General features: G+C 58.6%; 9 protein-coding genes. 6 read left to right on the forward strand and 3 right to left on the reverse strand.

From position 1 onward, the window contains the following. Positions 1 to 3: 3 nt before the first annotated feature. The 3 genes from CAUR_RS05585 to CAUR_RS05595 all read left to right on the forward strand — a co-directional run bounded on the left by CAUR_RS05585 (position 4) and on the right by CAUR_RS05595 (position 5,905). Complete coding sequence (locus tag CAUR_RS05585) at positions 4 to 1,269, forward strand: nuclease-related domain-containing protein (RefSeq protein WP_012256953.1); 1,266 nt, start codon at positions 4 to 6, stop codon at positions 1,267 to 1,269. A 3,115-nt stretch (positions 1,270 to 4,384) separates the two neighbouring features. Continuing rightward, complete coding sequence (locus CAUR_RS05590) at positions 4,385 to 5,215, forward strand: NAD(+)/NADH kinase (RefSeq protein ID WP_012256954.1); 831 nt, start codon at positions 4,385 to 4,387, stop codon at positions 5,213 to 5,215. Positions 5,216 to 5,284: 69 nt separating this feature from the next. After that, on the forward strand, positions 5,285 to 5,905 hold the full coding sequence (locus CAUR_RS05595; protein ID WP_012256955.1) for an SRPBCC family protein: 621 nt from the start codon (positions 5,285 to 5,287) through the stop codon (positions 5,903 to 5,905). 1,505 nt (positions 5,906 to 7,410) lie between these two features. On the opposite strand, the gene CAUR_RS05600 is transcribed toward CAUR_RS05595, so the two are convergent. Continuing rightward, positions 7,411 to 9,447: a S9 family peptidase gene (locus CAUR_RS05600; protein ID WP_012256956.1), complete on the reverse strand. Its 2,037-nt coding sequence runs from the start codon at positions 9,445 to 9,447 to the stop codon at positions 7,411 to 7,413. Positions 9,448 to 9,681: 234 nt separating this feature from the next. Here CAUR_RS05600 and CAUR_RS05605 point away from each other — a divergent pair, with 234 nt between their 5' ends. Continuing rightward, positions 9,682 to 10,404 carry a helix-turn-helix domain-containing protein gene (locus tag CAUR_RS05605; protein WP_012256957.1) on the forward strand — a complete coding sequence of 241 codons (723 nt, stop codon included), beginning with the start codon at positions 9,682 to 9,684 and terminating at the stop codon, positions 10,402 to 10,404. Between the two features lie 265 nt (positions 10,405 to 10,669). Here CAUR_RS05605 and CAUR_RS05610 read toward each other — a convergent pair whose 3' ends face one another. Further along, positions 10,670 to 11,710 (reverse strand): tagatose 1,6-diphosphate aldolase, encoded by a 1,041-nt coding sequence (locus CAUR_RS05610; RefSeq protein ID WP_012256958.1) that lies wholly within the window; start codon positions 11,708 to 11,710, stop codon positions 10,670 to 10,672. A gap of 213 nt (positions 11,711 to 11,923) precedes the next feature. Here CAUR_RS05610 and CAUR_RS20770 point away from each other — a divergent pair, with 213 nt between their 5' ends. Beyond that, on the forward strand, positions 11,924 to 12,094 hold the full coding sequence (locus CAUR_RS20770; protein WP_012256959.1) for a hypothetical protein: 171 nt from the start codon (positions 11,924 to 11,926) through the stop codon (positions 12,092 to 12,094). A gap of 107 nt (positions 12,095 to 12,201) precedes the next feature. Beyond that, positions 12,202 to 13,935, forward strand: coding sequence for a long-chain-fatty-acid--CoA ligase (locus CAUR_RS05615; RefSeq protein WP_012660601.1), 1,734 nt, complete (start codon positions 12,202 to 12,204; stop codon positions 13,933 to 13,935). Positions 13,936 to 15,410: 1,475 nt separating this feature from the next. Here CAUR_RS05615 and CAUR_RS05620 read toward each other — a convergent pair. Further along, positions 15,411 to 17,864 carry a glycoside hydrolase family 3 C-terminal domain-containing protein gene (locus tag CAUR_RS05620; RefSeq protein WP_012256961.1) on the reverse strand — a complete coding sequence of 818 codons (2,454 nt, stop codon included), beginning with the start codon at positions 17,862 to 17,864 and terminating at the stop codon, positions 15,411 to 15,413. Between the last annotated feature and the right edge of the window lie 15 nt (positions 17,865 to 17,879).

Below are 17,879 nucleotides of genomic sequence, written 5' to 3' on the forward strand. Positions count from 1 at the left end.
AAAATGGCCGTTCAAGTCTGGATTGGCGAGAAACCGGAACACCCCCAGGAACGCCGGGCGATCCTGGGGGTTGCCCAGGCACTCGAAAAACTGGAGGGCCTGTTTCTGATTCTGGCCAATTTCAGCGTCAATGGGCGCAACATCGATCTGGTGATCATCAAACACGATGCGATTGTCATCATCGAACTCAAGCATTGCGACGGTCGGGTCATCGGGAGTGTCAACGGCCCCTGGATCGTCGAAGGGCGCAACGGCGAACAAAAACGGCTCAATCCCGGACGCAAAAATCCGTACAATCAGGTCATCTCCTACTTTCACGCGCTAACCAATTTTCTCAACGAGCATCGGCGGGAGTTCCTCTCGGAACAAAAGGCAAACGATGTTGACTTTCGCACCTGCAAGCGCCTGATCGTCATCGCGCCACGGATTGAAGAGGGTTCACAGCTCGATCTCGACTGGAAGGTGGAGGTGCGCGGGCTTGATGAGTTGCCTGCGTATATGATCACCGAGCGCTCTTCAGAGATTGAGCTGACCGAAGAGGAGATGCTGGCAATCCCGAAACTCCTGCACTGTACGCCGTGGGCTGAACTCAACGAGGTGGTGCAAGAGGAGCGGGCGGCACCGACATCCGCACCGGCCCAACCATGGCTCGTGCGGCTCAGGCAGGCGCTCCAGACCACGACCGGTCGGCTGGCGGTGGTCTTCGCATCAATAGCGCTCTTTCTGTTGCTCTTCTTGCTCTTCAGACCACCGGCTGCCATCCCGCGCCCCGACGCACCGCTCACGCTGATCGCCGGTACTCCGGCTGATAGCGCCATTCTGAGTTTCAACACGACCACGAGCTTTTGCCGCTGGAACACCTACCAACTGGTGGGCAAGCGCTGGGATAGCGCAGAACAGCGCTGGCAAAGCGTTGCAGTCGGCGAGGCAGCTACCGGCACCGCGCCCGACATCATTGTAGCGTTAGAGCAGATTGATGCCTGTGGCGACCGGATCGAGCTGACCTGGAGCATCCAGAACAACACCACCCGCCCGGTGAGTCTCCCCCTCCGCCACGACAATATCAAAATCAGCGACGGCCTGGGCAACGACTACCCGCTGGCCGACGGCGACTCGCGCCCGGCCATCATCAGCGCGTCACCCGGCACCCGCCAGCGTGGGATTGCCGTCGTGCGCCGACCACTGGCCGCCAACGCCAGCACCCTGCGCATCAACCTGGTCGAACAGCCCTTCGGGGAAGCGAGTTTCATCGTCGCACTTCAGCCGTAGCGGGTGTTCGGTTGCGTAGATACACCACAGACACATCACCACAGGGGCGGGTTCAGAACCCGCCCCTACCCGAACGCCCTCACCCCCGGCCCCTCTTCCGCGCAGCGGGCGAGGGGAGAACGGCGAGACGCGCCGGGGCGTCCTGATGCCATAGAGGGTGGGTTCATGCTTACATTCTGCCCGTTCCTCCCTCCAGCGGGGGAATCACCTTCCCATTCCTCCCTCCGGCGGGGGAATCACCTTCCCATTCCTCCCCCAGCGGGGGAATCACCCTCCCATTCCTCCCCCCAGCGGGGGGAGGCCGGGAGGGGGGCCGGGATTGCGGTGCCCGGCAGCCCTTGAGGAGCACGCCCATTCTCCACTCCCCGTTCCCCTGATGAGCGGGGGCTGGGGGGTGAGGCGAGGGGGATCACCCCCACCCCGGCCCGCCCCCGCTGGGGGCGGGCGTCATCTGTGCAGGCTGGGTGGTGGAGCGAGCCGGAGGCTCGCGCTCCCAGGAGGGCGATAGGCCGCTTTCCGCTGTCCTGTTGTCTGTCCTTGTATCACCCCCACCCCGGCCCGCCCCCGCTGAGGGCGGGAGTTTGCCTCCCCCCAGCGAGGGAATCTTCTTCCCATTCCTCCCCCCAGCGGGGGGAGCTATGCATTACCCACATGTCACGCTGCGTCAGGCAGACTGCAAGCGCTCCACGTGGCGCGGGTGGCGTGGCGCGGGCTTCCAGCCCGCGTGCCGGCATTCCTCTCCACCGCCGTCAGGTGCTGGCTGTGGCCGCTGGTGAGCAGGTACGAACTTATTGCAACAATACGTCTATGCGCAGGGATCGCAAGCATGCCTGACCGACTCGATGATCGATACGAACACATCCAGCATACCCGTGACCAGGATGGGTAACGGTATGCCACGCGCTGGATCGTGTGTACGGCTGGCGCGGCAGCATGGCTGCCGCACTCCAAACCCTGCGACACGCACATGATGCGCGTGTAAGGCAACCCATTCAGCACGTGATAGCACGGCTGGATCGGCACACTGCCACGGGCCAGTCGCCTAAAACACCACCCATGGCGATCATTCCCGCTGCTACGCACATGGTTAACATCAGTTGTGGGTAATGCATAGGGGGGAGGCCAGGAGGGGGGCCGGGATTGCGGTGCCCGGCAGCCCTTGAGGAGCACGCCTACTCCCCACTCCCCATTCCCCTGATGAACGGGGGCTGGGGGGTGAGGCGAGGGGGATCACCCCCACCCCGGCCTGCCCCCGCTGGGGGCGGGAGTCATCTATGCAGGCTGGGTGGTGGAGCGAGCCGGAGGCTCGCGCTCCCAGGAGGGCGATAGGCCGCTTTCCACTGTCCTGTTTTCTGTCCCTGTATCACCCCCACTCCAGCCCGCCCCCGCTGGGGGCGGGAGTTTGCCTCCCCCCAGCGAGGGAATCACCTTCCCATTCCTCCCCCAGCGAGGGAATCATCTTCCCATTCCTCCCCCAGCGGGGGAATCACCCTCCCATTCCTCCCCCCAGCGGGGGGAGGCCGGGAGGGGGGCCGGGATTGCGGTGAACGCGAACCAGTATGGAGCACGCCTACTCCCCACTCCCCCCAGCGCTATGCATTACCCACATAAGCCGCTCCCCGTGGCGTGGGCTTCCAGCCCGCGTGCATCCATCGCCGTCACTGCCGTCGGGTGATGGCCGTGGCCGCTAGTGCGCAGGGTGGTCGTCTGCCCCACAGACTGATACACCGGCTACCGCCGCTGCTCCTATCCGCTTCCCATTCGTGACGTGAGAGCCACGCGACAGCAGGGTAACGCGAATAGTGCCCAGGATTGCACACGATGAGGTAGACGCTGCCAGTGAGCGAAGAAGTTGACAAAATAGTTATGGGTAATGGATGGCCCCAGCGGGGGAGGTGGAACAAGGGCCAAACTCCAGGGGGCACGGCATGCCGTGCCCCTACGGGTGTCCAGCGGTGCATCATTCAGTAGGGGCGACGCATGCGTCGCCCCTACGCATGTGTCGCCCCACGTCGCCCCCTGGAGTAGGGGCGGGTTCACAACCCGTCCCGGGTTCAGGACCGGCCCCTCTATGCATTACCCACATGTCACCCTGCGTTAGATCAGTCTGCAAGCGCTCCCCGTGGCGCAGGCTTCCAGCCTGCGTGGAGGCATCCTCTCCATCGCCGTCAGGTGCTGGCCGTGGCCGCTGAGGCGCAGACGAGAACCTATTGCAACCAAACGTCTACGCGCATTCCTGACCAACTCGATGATCGGCACGAGCACATTCAGCACCGCCGTGACCAGGATGGGTAACGGTATGCCACGCACCGGATCGCAAGCACGGCTGGCGCGGCAGCATAGCTGCCGCACGCCAAACTGTGCGACACGTGCATAACAAGCGGATACGGCAACCCATCCAGTACGTGATAGCACGGCTGGAGCGGCGCACTGCCACCGGGCCAGTCGCTCAAAACAGCACCAATAGCAATTACCCGCCTGATACACATGTGGGTGTCACCAGTTGTGGGTAATACATAGCCCCCACTGGGGGGAGGAGCAGGAGGATCGTGCTACAGAACGTTTCTGATGGCGCTGACGCAGGTTCTGTGTCAGGCAAGATGATCGGGACGAGCACACGAGTTTTACCTGCGACCGGCAGAGAGTCCGGTGTGCCGGGTCAGGTGGTGGGCGCACCGGAGGCGCGCGCTCCCAGGGGGTGTGAGGCGCTACCTGAGCCTGCAACGCCTGCGCAGTTGACGGCGTACCGGAGACGCGCTCTCCCAGGGGGTGTGAGTGATCTCAATCAGCGTGGCTGATACTGAAGATGGGGTCTGCATTCCATACACTGCAATACGGGCTGCCGAATATGTAAAGGGGATCCGGACACCCATCATCGCCCCAAATGCACCAGAAAACCCCTGTACCCTCTACCCTCTCTCGCCCCCCTTTCCGCTCCTCCCTCCGCTCTCCTAACCCCTCTCTTCTCTCTCCTCTCTCCTCCCTCCCCTCTTCTATCTCCTATCTCCTATCTCCTATCTCCTATCTTCTATCTCCTATCTCCTATCCTCTATCCTCACCCACTCTGCTCAGCTTGTGGTATTCTGATGCAAACAGGGTGAGAGGAGGTTGAGACATGCTAGAGCGCGTGGCGGTTCTGTATAACCCCTTGAGCGATGCTTCGATCAAACTATCGCGTGAACTTGCCGACTGGCTCGTCGAACGGGGTGTGAAAACGACGCGCGGTGTATCGCAGGAGTTCCGCGACCAGCCACATCTGGTGGCAGACTGCGACTTGATGATCGCGCTGGGAGGTGATGGTACCGTCTTGCGCGCAGCCCGCCTCTGCTTCCCACACAACATCCCGGTCTTGCCGGTAGCACTCGGACACCTCAGTTTTATGGCCGAAATTGGCCCTGATGAGGTGTATAGCGGTTGTGAACAGATTATGAACGGTGGCGGCTGGTTTGACGAACGGTCACTGGTGCGAGCACAACTCTGGCGAGGTGGCCAGAAACTCAGCCAACACACCGCACTGAATGAGGTCGTGATCTCGCGGAGCGATCTAAGCCGGATTGTGAATGTCCACGTCACCATTGATGACAGCCCGCTCACGACCTACCACGCCGATGGCGTGATCGTTGCCACTGCAACCGGCTCGACGGCCTACGCCCTGGCTGCCGGCGGTCCAATCGTTGATCCGCGTTCGCAGGCGTTGGTGCTGGTGCCAATTGCCGCGCACCTGACTAATATTCCGTCAATGGTTCTACACGAAGATGCTGTTGTGACGATGCAGCTTCGCTCGCGCCACCATGCGTTGCTTGCAGTTGATGGACGAGAAAATATTGACCTGATTGAAGGTGATGAGGTGGTTGTCCGTCGCAGCCCCCAGGTCTGCACCTTTGTCAGGCTCCGTCCAAGTAATCAGTTTTATACCCAACTGGTGGCTCGTCTACGGCGTTCGTGATTGCAGAGGGTCTGCGGTACAGCAATGGCAATCTGTTGATACACCTGTATACATGAGGGGAATGAGCATATGCTGGCCTACACAGGCGCAACCGTAAGTGGGCGGATTAACGCCTCACCCGAAGCTCTCTGGGAGCTGGTGAGTGATGTTGAGCGTCATCCACAAATTGCCGGGAGTGGTGAAGTTCAGGCGGTGACGATTCGCGATGGCCGACCGCTCAGGGTAGGGGCCGTCTTCGAGTCGCAGCAGTTTATGCGTGGTATTCATTATGTAACGGCCAATCGGGTCGTGATTTGGGAGCCACCGTACCGTTTTGCCTGGCGGGTTGGCTTGCCAAGTGCACCCGGTATCGCTCAAATCTGGAGCTTTACGTTGCGACCGGAAGCGAACGGTACTCGCGTTACCAACGGTGTTGCGCTGATCTATGTGTTACCGACGTTCTTTCCGTTCTCGCTTATCCGCAAGAAGCTGGCCCAGGGTTATGCAAATTCCATGCTGCCCACGCTCGACAATCTGGCCCGAATGGTGAACGCGCCGCCACCAACCGATATACAGGTTATCAATGAGCCACCCGCCGATCTGACGGCGATGCTGCCTCCGTTAATCGTGCCGGGGGCAACGATAGTGGCAGCACTGCTGGCGGCAGCGGCAGGTGGAATGGCCGTCTGGCGACGCTGGCGCCGGTCGTGAAGACTGGCGTGTGCTGTAAGGGTACAGGAGATAGCATCGAACGGCGAGGGTGGCGTAGCGCTCTACGCTACCCGGTGCCCTGAGTCGGCCTGGTGTTAGCGAGAGATGGTACCGGCGCAACTCTGTTGGTTTAGCGAAGCCCTGGAGGTGGAGGACGACACAGGTTGTTCTCCAGGTATATGCCGGGGTATTCACTCGCCTCACCTGGTGAACGTTGAGGGCCAGACAGAATATACGAGTCAACACAACTTCTACAGCATCAGGAAGACCTGGATCATACTTCCGCTTTTCCTTCACCCGCTGTGCATGCTGGGACTGACAGAGTATATGAGCCAACACGACGTCTGCCCATCTCTCATGCAGACTTCTGCTCTATCCTCTCCCGCGCGCTGAGCTATGCATTCCCATAACTCGGATACTGCATAGCTCGCGTGCGGGAGCGGGGCGGGGAGGGGAGCCGGTGAGTCGGCGGGTTTAAAACCCTGCCTCACTTCGTGGAAGCCCCTTCGGGGCTGGCCTGGCGGCGGGGAGTGGGGGCCGGGCGTGCTCGTGGATAGCCCCGCAGGGTCGTGCTGTTGGATGGCTCCGGCAGAGTGTGCCGTCGGCGGGGACGCACTGATCGGCAGGTTGGATGGGGCAGCGGGGGCCATCGTGCCAGCCCGTGGGGCAGGCGTCCAGCCTGCGCACAGCGGCTACAGCGATCACCTGACGGGATGGCGGAGATGGCGGCACGCGGGCTGGAAACCTACGCTACGGGGAACGCTTACAGCCTGGCCTAATGCAGCAGGATGCCGTTGATCACCTGAGCATACGGTGTGCGTGACGTATGATGCACTGTATCCATTACGATGTGATATGAGGCATCACACCGGCTTCTGGGTGACATGTGGGTAATGCATAGGCGCGGGAGAGGGGCCGGGGGTGAGGGTTTTGAGGTGCCCTTATGTCAAATCTTGATTGATACTGTGCATCGCTGCTGATGGTCTCATCGTGGATGATGGATGTTGCCTCACTCCAGGCGGCAGACTTCTCGCCTGCACTCGACCATCACCTATGTAACCATCACAGAACGAGGATGGAAGGTGACTGAAAAGCGGGCTGGATGCCTGCTCCACAATCCGCGCTACCACATCATGCGCAGGCAGCTCATCATGGAATGGTCAAGCCAGATGGACGTACTCTGCACGCACGTCGTCCCCGTGGCCCGCGGGGAAACAGCTGCGACCCGCCCCGGATCGTGAGCACGGCTGGTGCGGCAGCGTGGCTGCCGCACCCAAACGATGCGCCACAGGCAATTCTATCTGGCAACGGTATTCTCACCGAAACACGAGACCACTGTGCGCAGAGCGGGGACACTGACTGTACCTTCCGCGCTCAGGGGTGGTAGCAAGGTGATCGTCGGATCACAGGTTTTGAACGCCATGACACCAGATTTGATATTCAGCCCTATCTCCTGACTGCGTTCGTATGTTTTGTCCGCCCTTGAAGGGGGTTTGGGAGAGAGATCACTCTTTCAAATACCGATCAAACCACTCCAGGGTTCGTCGCATATGATCGGCGCGATGGCGTGGTTCGCCGCTACGAGTCAGTTCATGGCCCTCGCGCGGGTAACGCACCAGTTCAACCACTTTCTTTTGGCGGCGGAGAATGGCGAAGAGTTGTTCGGCTTCGCTGATCGGTACCCGGTAATCAAGCTCGCTATGCAAGAGCAAGAGTGGCGTTTTAATCTTGTGCGCGTGGGCCAATGGCGAATGATCCCACAGCTCCTCGTACAACTCCCAGGGAAAACCGCCAAATTCAATTTCGATCAGTTCATGGGCGTCACTGGTGCTGTGTTGGGTGAGAAGATTGTAGACCCCACGGGCAGCCACAGCACAGGCGAACCGATCATCGTGCCCGATCAGCCAGGCCGTCATATAGCCACCATACGACCCGCCGGTCACTCCGATCCGTTCGGGATCAATATAGCCACGAGCAACCAGGGCATCAATCCCGGCCAGAATATCAGGGGCATCCGCTTCACCCCAGTTCCCCCGGATCGCGTCACGCCACAGCTCGCCGTAGCCCTCACTGCCGCGGGGATTGCAGAAGAAGACGACATAGCCACGGGCAGCAGCGACCTGCCACTCGTGCCACATCGAACGGAAACCCGGCCCCCACATAATATGTGGGCCGCCGTGAATGTAGACGGCCAGCGGATAGCGCTGCGCCGGATCGAAATCGGGTGGATGGAGCGTCCAACCCTGCACTTCACTGCCATCGGGTGCGAGATAGGTTATTTCTTCAATTGGCACAATAATGCGCTGGCTCAGTAAGCGCTCGTTGATAGCAGTCAGACGCCGTTCCTGACCGTCAGCGCCACGCACGAAGAGATCGCACGGATTGTCGGCACTTCCAGCTACAAAGGCAATGGTGCCATCGCGCCCGACATCGAATTCGCTAACGATCCGCGGCCCGCCGACCAGCGTTGCGCCATTACGATAAGTTGGTGTTCCCGGTAGTCCTATCTGATAGACATGGGCATCGCCGCGCCAGCCTGCACTGAACAACACCCCCTGGCCATCGGGTTGCCAGTGAAATTGTTCCACATTCAGATCGGTATGCGCCGTAAGATCGTGCGGTTCGCCGCCGGTAGCCGGAATAATCGCCACCCGTTTTCCTTCACCGAGGAGGCGCGACTCGTTCAAGCGCAGAAACGCGATCTGAGTGCCATCAGGGGATGGGCGCGGATCAAAATAGGAAAAGCCACTACTGGTTAGCGGGTGTGGCGACGAGCCATCGAGTGGAACGCACATCACATCGTAATAGGCAAAGAGCGAGTCGGCTTCGGGATCGCGGGTTGCCGTGCTCAAGAGCGCATCGCCTGCCGGCATCCAGACCGGTGCGCTGTAGTGGATGTCACCGGAGGTCAACCGGCGTGGGGTTGATGGCTGATCATCATCAGTAACTTCAACGAGGTAAATATGGCGGCGACGATCATCAAAATAACTGGTACCACTGCGATAGGGAAGTTTGGTAATCACACGCGGATCAACGCGCATTTCTTCTTCATGCTGGCGCTGCTCGCGACTGCGACGTGCTTCCCAGGCATCGGCTGGTGGTGGTGGTGTTTCACCGGCATCTTCACGAGCCTGCTCTTCAGCATTTACCGGCGCCAAAAACGCGATATATCGTCCATCAGGACTCCATGCCGGATCGCTCGCTCCGTTGGGATGCGAGGTTATCTGGCGTGCTTCACCACCATCGACCGGGATGATATAAATCTGCCCTCGTTCATCGTCGCGGTTCGAGACAAATGCAATCCAGCGCCCATCAGGACTCCAGCGTGGCTGGCGATCTTGTTTACCGCGGGTGAAGCGACGTATTTGACCACCATCGGTAGCAACTAGCACAATGTGCCGCCGATAGCCGTTACCGACGCGATCCACCGTCACCCACACGACCGCCACGTACCGTCCGTCGGGACTAAGCCGGGGGTCTTCCAGCCAGCCTAATTCGTAGAGATCGTCAATGGTAAAGCGACCAGGGGGTTGGTTTGTCATAACTCGGCCCCATGAATTATTAAGCGGGTACACAGACCTTGCTATTGTAACACACTTCTCATTGATCGGCGTTTGAGATTTTTGCTAGAAAGTATAGAATAACATGATAAACCTTGACACTTTAGTAATGATCAATTATAATTCTACGATAGCAAGAGTAATTAAAGTAATTATTCAATGTTTCTCGTATGATCTGTTGGCATAGAACAGACTGATGATGAAAGGATTACACCGGTGAGCACGCCAGATCAAAAGACACCACTTGCAGTGCTCCTCTTCCACGCTGCCATGCAGCAGCGTCTGTCGCTGGCTGATTTTGCTGAGAAGCTCGATCTCAGCGTAGCAACCCTGCGTTCATACCTGTTTGAGGCAGGAAAACGCACGCGAATTCGCAGCAAAACGCTTGAACAAATGGCAGAAGTCCTAAATATGCCGGCCAGCGAAGTTCGTGAACGTGCTGAGCTGTTGCCATACGCTGGACAATCTTTTAGTGAGTGGTTGAAACATCAGATGCAGAATCGGTTCACGCGCGCAGGCCTGTGTGCGGCAACGCGCATCAGCGATAGCGCCATGAAAAACTATCTGATGGGTCACACCACACCCGATCCCGACAACGCGATGCGTCTGGCCGAAGTCCTGGGGGCAAATTCTCTGGAAGTTGCCTACCTGATCATTGCTACTGAATTGAGCCAGCGTGGGGTGGAGTTGCCATCGGCACCGCCACCGGCGGTTGAAACTGCTCCGGTCGCCACGGCGCAACCTGAAATGAAGGCTGAACCTGCTACTGTACCATCTGAAACCGTATCGTCACCAGCCGTCGACGGGATGAGCAGTGAGACGATTGTCAATGCGTACACCGAACAGCGCTTACTGAATCTGTGGCGACGACTGCATCCCCAGGGCCGCCGGGCCACGCTTACCTACATTGCCTCGCTGTTAGCGGAAGAATTGCTGTAGCACGTAACACCAGCCAGTGCACGATACCGAATGCGACGGGTTATCGCCAAACGGTGTGTTCCCGTCGCATTTGTGTTGTTTCGGTGTTGTTGGTTGGGCATGCGCACAACACAACCCGTGCGCAATCACCCGGTAGTCTTATTTGTAGCGACAAATATATCTCTGATCTTGTCCAGCAGTAAATAATGAGTGCGGGAGCATAGCTTCCGCACTCACGCTAACGTATGAGCTTTTCGGCAGTGGATTGATCCACGCCAGGGCGGGTTTATTGCTGAACGGGCAGATCGATCACTTCAATGTTCTCCAAACCGCCGTAGATCGTCCACCAGGGTTTGGCACCCTGAGCCAGTGTCTCATTCAGGGCCGTAATATTGGCAACCCCGCGATCCTCCAGCCATGCTTCGAGCGCTCCCAGTCCTTGCTGGGCATAGACCGGGATGCCATCCTGCCAGGTGGCCCGACCACACAACACACCCGCGAAAGGTGTCCCGGCCTCAGCAGCCAGCTCAAGCGTCTCGCGGAAGACCTCGTCGGAAACGCCGGCACTGAGATAGATAAACGGCTTGCGCGCTGCATCAGCAGCCTGGCGGAAGAACTCTTTAGCCTCTTCGCGGCTATACGCCTTCTGGCCGCTGAACACGCGCATCCCTTCGACAAACTTGACATTCACCGGCACTTCGACCTTCAACACATCAACCCCATAGCGCGGCTTTGAGAACTCGGCCATATAGGCGGTCACATACTTCGGCTTCACCAGGGCAAACTCGAAGCTCTTCTCGTCGCCCACGGCATCATCATACGCAATTGGTTCAAGGAAGAAAGGAATATCATTTGCCGCACACTCTGCACCAATCCGCTCGATGAAGGCATGCTTTACCTCATTGATAGCGGCATCATCGAAGGGATTGTAGTAGAGCAGAATCTTGATCGCGTCGGCGCCAGCCTCTTTCAAGCGCCGCACACTCCAGACATCGAGCAGGTCGGGCAGCCGGCCACGCACCGAGGCATCATAACCGGTCTTCTCATAGGCCAGCAGCACACCGGTACCAGGGGCACGCTGGGCAATAGCGGGCAAACCATACTCCGGATCCATCAAAATGGCGCTGGCATACCGGGTCAAAATGCGGGTCACAGCCGTTTTAAATGCCGTCAAATCTTCATTCGTTGCCTCAGCACCGCGAGCTTTCGCAATCGCCTTCTTCAACGAACCCCGCTGATCCATCGCTGCGGCAGCAATAATGCCATTAGCGTCTGCGCAAGCCTGGATTCCGTTAAATTTGCCTCGCGTCATCTGTACTTTAGCCATGAGTCAACTCCTTAGCTCAAACAATCGGGCAGCAACCGGTAGCAGATGTCAGGTGTGTATAACTCCCGGTGCGGAACGACAGCGATACCATGATGAGTTATCAAAGCGCTAACACCCCTATTATACCCGATCCACTTCCAACGCCGTTAAAATATGGTACAATCGATATGTGTTCCCCAAACAATGATGGGATATTTGATACGGGGAGGCTATATGAAGCGGATTATTGGTGGATTCGCCTTTCTCCTGGGGTTGATCATTGGCCTTATCGGAGGAGCAGCTCTGCTCGCTTACGCATATCAGGCAGCCGGGTTGTATCCACCCGACGATGCCACGATCAAATTTATCGCCCGTGAGCGAGGCTGGCTGCGTGATGATGTGTAGGGCTGGTCGTTAATGCGGTGAAGGCTTCTGTCTTCACAGCAAGGTTATCGCAAAGCGAGAGGGATCACTTCCACCCGAATGGTGGCATGCGCACAAGGAGGTGCAATTTGGAAAAGATTTGGTTGTCGTACTACGAGCCGGGTGTTCCGCCTACGCTGACGTATCCTGAGATTACGCTCAGCGATATGTTGAGCAACAGTGCCAAAACGTATGCCGACCACACCGCTACCAATTTCGTCTTGCGCTACTTGCTCGGTGGTCGCTTCACGGTTGGCGGGAAGCTTACCTATCGACAGTTGAACGAAAAAGTTGATCGGATGGCAACGGCGCTCTACCAGCTTGGGGTACGTAAAGGGGATCGGGTGGCGGTGATGTTGCCCAATTCGCCGCACTACATTATCACCTTCTTTGCCTGTATGCGGTTGGGGGCCATCGTTGTCAATACCAATCCGACGTACACCGGGCGCGAGTTGCAGCATCAGTTGCACGATTCGGGTGCCGAGACGATTGTGTTGCTCAATATCTTCTGGCCCCGGCTGCGCGAAGTGCGTGCCGAGACGCCGGTAAAGCGGGTGATCGTTGCCCACGTCTTCGATACCCTGGGCTTCCCATCCAATTTGCTGGTGAAGAGTGCGCAAAGGAAAACTCCGGAGTGGGTTGATGTGATGCCAGAGCAGGATATCTTCTTCTTCCAACACCTGCTTGAGAAGTATGGCCCAACCCCACCGCGGGTTAGTGTAACCCCTGATGATATTGCGCTCTTCCAATACACCGGTGGTACTACCGGCCTGCCCAAGGCCGCGATGTTGACCCATCGCAATCTGATCGCCAATACGGTACAGATTGCAGCCTGGTTGACCCGCGGCGAACCCGGTGGCGAGAAGATGATGGCCGCCATCCCCTTCTTCCATGTGTATGGGATGACGGTGGCGATGATCTACAGCATCCACATGGGCGCCGAGATTGTGATTGTGCCCAACCCGCGCCCAATCGATAATGTGATGAACGTGATCCAGCGCGAACGCTGCACGCTCTTCCCTGGGGTGCCGGCAATGTATATCGGCATTATCAATCACCCCAAGGTGAATGAATACAATCTGCGCAGCGTGAAGGCCTGTATCAGCGGTTCGGCTCCGCTGCCGATGGAGGTGCAGGAGAAGTTCGGTCAATTGACCGGTGGCCGCCTTGTCGAAGGGTTTGGGATGACCGAGGCCAGCCCGGTAACCCACTGCAACCCGGTCTTCGGCGAGCGCCGCGCCGGTAGCATCGGAATTCCGGTGCCTGATACCGAAGCAAAGGTGATCAATCTCGATACCGGTGAGGAGATCGAACCGGGCAGCGACGAGACGGGCGAGCTATGTGTGCGTGGGCCACAGGTGATGAAGGGGTACTGGCAGCGCCCTGAAGAGACTGCTCAGACCATCGATGCCGATGGCTGGCTGCACACCGGCGATATTGCCCGTGTTGACAAGGATGGCTACTTCTACATCGTGGATCGCAAGAAGGATATGATCAATGTCGGTGGCCTCAAGGTGCTGCCCCGCGATGTCGAGGAAGTCCTCTTCATGCACCCCAAGGTGATGGAGGCCGTCGTTGTTGGTATTCCGCATCCGCAGCGTGGTGATGATACGGTGAAGGCCTTTATCGTGCCGAAGCCGGGTGAAAATCCCACGGCTGAAGAGATCAAGGAGTTCTGTAAGCTGCACCTTGCACCGTATAAGGTGCCACGCGAGGTTGAGTTCCGCAGCGAATTGCCGAAGACGCTGGTCGGTAAGGTGCTGCGCCGGGTGCTGGTTGAAGAAGAGAAGGCCAAGCAGAAGGCGGCAATGGCAACCGCGTAAGTCGGAGCCGGTCATGCACGTAGAGGCGGGTTCCAAACCCGCCTCTACGTATGTGCGCTGGGGTGATATATCAAATCTGGTGTTGTCTCTGGTACCCTATCCAATTACTACCCCGGCATTGCGCCTGAGTAATGCACTTTCTGGGAAAAAGTGTTGGCATATCCCCTGGAAGCGCGAGCCGCTGGCTCGTCCACTGACCTGGCATAACACACGCTGCTGACCCCCGCTGAACAGTTTACTCCCCCAGCAATTCAAGGACAGATAGAACAGGTGAGTGTCTATAGGTGATAGCGCCTGGGGATGCGCTGCACGTCCTCGCCCCGACCCCGATCCCACGCTACCTATGCATTACCCACATGTCACGCTGCGTTAGGCCGGGCTGCCAGCGTTCCCCGTGGCACCGGCTTCCAGCCCGCGTGCCGGCATCATCGCCACTGCCGGCAGGTGCTGGCCCCGCTGGCAGGCTTCCAGCCTGCCCCACGGTCGGATACACTGGCTACCGCCGCTACCACTGCGACCATCCGCTGCCCATGCGTGACGTGCGACCCACGCGACAGCGATGCAACGCGATAGTGCCCAGGATCGCGCACAATGAGACAGGTGCTGCTCATGAGCGAAGAAGGTGACAACCTGGGTATGGGTAAGGCATAGCGCTGTGCGCGGGAGCGGGGCGCGTAGCGGCTGCGATCACCTCTGAACAACCATACCATAGCACGCGATGCAAGACATGCCCATCCACCGCATCCCTTGGATAGTCAGGTGAACGGTACAGATACCGTCCGTAGGGGCGGGTTGAGAACCCGCCTCTACACACCACCGGCACCAGCACGCTGTGGGGCAGGCTGCCGGCTTGCGTTCAGCCATCCCCCTCATCAGGGGCACGTACCGGCACGGGAGTCCGCTGCAATCCGCGCCGGATCGTAAGTCCGGCTGGCGCGGCAGCATGGCTGCCGCAGTCCACACCGCGCGACACACGTATGACGAACGGGTAAAGCAATTCATCCAGCACGTACCGGCACGGCCCGAGCAGCGCACTGTCACCTGGTTAGTCGCCCACAACAGCACTCATGGCGATCATACCCGCTGATACACCCATGGTTGACACCAGTTGTGGGTAATTGCATAGTCCACGCTACGGGAGATGAGAGATCGAGAGTTCGATCTATGGCTTCCCGATACGGAAGACGTTATGTTAACTCATATTTTCTTGCCGGGGCGTCCTGATGCGGTAGACGTTGTGTTGGATTGTATATCCTGTCCGCCCTTGAAAGGCACCCGGTAGGGACGCACAGCGATACATTGGACACGGATAACGAGCCGTCGCCGTGCGGAAGCGCTGGTTGACGCTTCCACGCTCAGGTGCGGTGACAAGAGATAGCCAGATAGCGTATTACGCTTTCTCTTCACCAGATGTAACACAACCAACCGGGGCGGCAGCTCCGCTACCGCCCCGTACAACATCCGGTACTAACCAATCATTCCTGATCCGCCAGCAACCGGAACCCTGCACGCAACCGAATATCGGCAGCCGAGCGCCCGATCAAAACGTGGAATTCGCCCGGTTCGGCAACCCAGCCCGGTACTGCTGGATCGTAATAGCTCAACGCCTGCCGATCAATGGTAAACGTCACCGTCGTCGTAGCGCCCGGTTCGAGTTCGACCTTCGCAAAACCCTTCAGCTCTTTGTCGGGACGCACCAGACGAGCGGCAACGTCGTGAACGTAGAGCTGTACCACCTCCGTCCCGGTTCGCGAACCGGTATTTGTTATGTCAACACTTACCGTCAGTGTCTCGTTGGCGTGCATTGACTCGGCGGAAAGACGAAGGTTGCTGTAGGCGAATTCGGTATAACTCAATCCAAACCCAAAGGGAAAGAGAGGCGCAACCCCTTTGCGGTCGTAGTAGCGGTAACCGACGAACAACCCTTCTCCGTAGAGCACATGACCGTTTTCGCCGGGATAGTTGATGTAGGCCGGGTTGTCGGCCAATCGCCGCGGGAAGGTGGTCGGCAGACGACCACCCGGATCGGCGTCGCCGAACAGTACAGCAGCAATCGCATGGCCGGCTTCCTGCCCACCGTACCATGCCTGAACCACAGCAGCGACCTCATCGATCCAGGGCATGCTGAGCGGTGAACCGGCATTGAGCACTACAATTGTGCGTGGATTAACGGCTGCCACCCGACTGATCAATTCATTCTGACGGCCAGGCAGCTCCATGTCAACCCGATCAAAGCCCTCGCTCTCCCATTCTTTGGTCAAACCGGCAAAGATAATGGCAACATTCGAGCGCGCCGCCAGTGCTACCGCTTCTGCGATAGGATCGCTCTCACTTGCTGCCAGCAAGCCAACCTGCCAGCCACGCCAGTTACCGGCTCGCGGCCAGCGGAATTCAACGCGCAGACGATAGCGCCGATGTGCCTCTAATTGCACCATCTGCCGCTGATCGGCGCCATTCATCAAATCTTTCTCCCACAGATCGATCACCAGTTCGTCATCCAGCCAGAGGCGCGCCTGCCCCACGCACGCCAGACCCAGATGATAGCGACCACTCTGCGGCAGGATCAGATCACAGGTCGCACGGGTCGAGAAGACCGGCGTTGTGAGATCGGCGATTTGGTCGCCAAACCAGCTTGCTTCCAGCGTGTGCAGATGTTCGCTCCGCACTACTGGCCCTTCCAGATCGGGATTGGCAAAGTAGTCGAGCCGGGCGCCGGGCCGGTCAGTGTCGGGCAGGCGGAGCCAGCCGGTTTCAAGGTTGGGGAGGCGACGGAAGATCGGGCAGCCGATGGCATACTCAACGACACAACCGGTACCGGCTCGCTCCCGAATACCCTGGAGTGGAGTCACTACATAGTGGGGGGCGACTTCAGAACTCCCACCACCCATGACAGCCGCCCAATGCGCATTCGCACCGATAACGGCAATTGTTTGAGGTTGATCAGCGTTCAGCGGCAAGAGATGCTGTTCGTTCTTCAAGAGCACCATCGACTCGACGCCGACCCGTCGGATCAGGGCACGATGACTGGGGCGATCAACACCCTGTTCTGCTGTCGGGGTAGGATTGGCAAAGCCACCGACCCGCTCGATAGTGCGCAAGAGGCGCCGCACCTTATCGTCGAGTTCAGCCTCACTCAGATCACCCCGTTCGAGGGCGGCTATCACGTGCTCGCGACTGAGCCAGCGCGCCGGCCCCGGCATCTCGATGTCAAGCCCGTTGTAGACCGCTCGCTCGCTATAGGTGCCGTACCAGTCCGAAATGACCATGCCGTCAAATTGCCATTCGCCCTTCAGGATTTCAACCAGCAAGCGCCGATTTTCGCTGGCCCACACCCCGTTAATGCGATTGTAAGCCGACATCAACGTCCATGGGCGCGCACGCTGCATCGCCATCTCGAAGGGCCGCAAATAAATCTCGCGCAGTGGACGCTCGCCAACGTCAGAGCTTATGCTGAAGCGCTCGAATTCTGAATCGTTGCAGACAAAATGTTTAATACAGGCACCCACGCCCCGGCTTTGCAGCCCGTTGATGTAGGCAGAGGCCATCACGCCGGTAAGGTAAGGGTCTTCGGAAAAGCACTCGAAATTGCGCCCGGCCAGGGGTGAGCGATGGATGTTCACAGTTGGGGCGAGCAAAATATGCGCCCCTTTGTCTCTGGTCTCTTCGGCAAGTGCCTCACCAACCTGCCGTATCAGTGCCGGGTTCCAGGTTGCGCCCATCGCCACCCCGACCGGAAAACAGGCCGACGTCGGAACGCCATTGCGGCTGGCACCACGGGCACCATTCGGGCCATCGGTAACCTTGATCGAGGGAATACCAAGACGCGGTACTGCGACGGTGTGCCATGCATCGGCACCGGCAAGCAGGGCAATCTTTTCGTCAAGAGTCAGGTGAGCAAGCAGTGTTTCTGGATCAACGAGTGTAGTCATAACCTTCCTCTGAAT

The organism is Chloroflexus aurantiacus J-10-fl (assembly GCF_000018865.1).
In the GTDB taxonomy this organism is placed as follows: domain Bacteria; phylum Chloroflexota; class Chloroflexia; order Chloroflexales; family Chloroflexaceae; genus Chloroflexus; species Chloroflexus aurantiacus.

Coding starts and splice junctions, on each gene's coding strand:
- CAUR_RS05585 (WP_012256953.1), top strand. CDS start 4: ATGGCCGTTCAAGTCTGGATTGGCGAGAAACCGGAACACCCCCAGGAA.
- CAUR_RS05590 (WP_012256954.1), top strand. CDS start 4,385: ATGCTAGAGCGCGTGGCGGTTCTGTATAACCCCTTGAGCGATGCTTCG.
- CAUR_RS05595 (WP_012256955.1), top strand. CDS start 5,285: ATGCTGGCCTACACAGGCGCAACCGTAAGTGGGCGGATTAACGCCTCA.
- CAUR_RS05600 (WP_012256956.1), bottom strand. CDS start 9,447: ATGACAAACCAACCCCCTGGTCGCTTTACCATTGACGATCTCTACGAA.
- CAUR_RS05610 (WP_012256958.1), bottom strand. CDS start 11,710: ATGGCTAAAGTACAGATGACGCGAGGCAAATTTAACGGAATCCAGGCT.
- CAUR_RS20770 (WP_012256959.1), top strand. CDS start 11,924: ATGAAGCGGATTATTGGTGGATTCGCCTTTCTCCTGGGGTTGATCATT.
- CAUR_RS05620 (WP_012256961.1), bottom strand. CDS start 17,864: ATGACTACACTCGTTGATCCAGAAACACTGCTTGCTCACCTGACTCTT.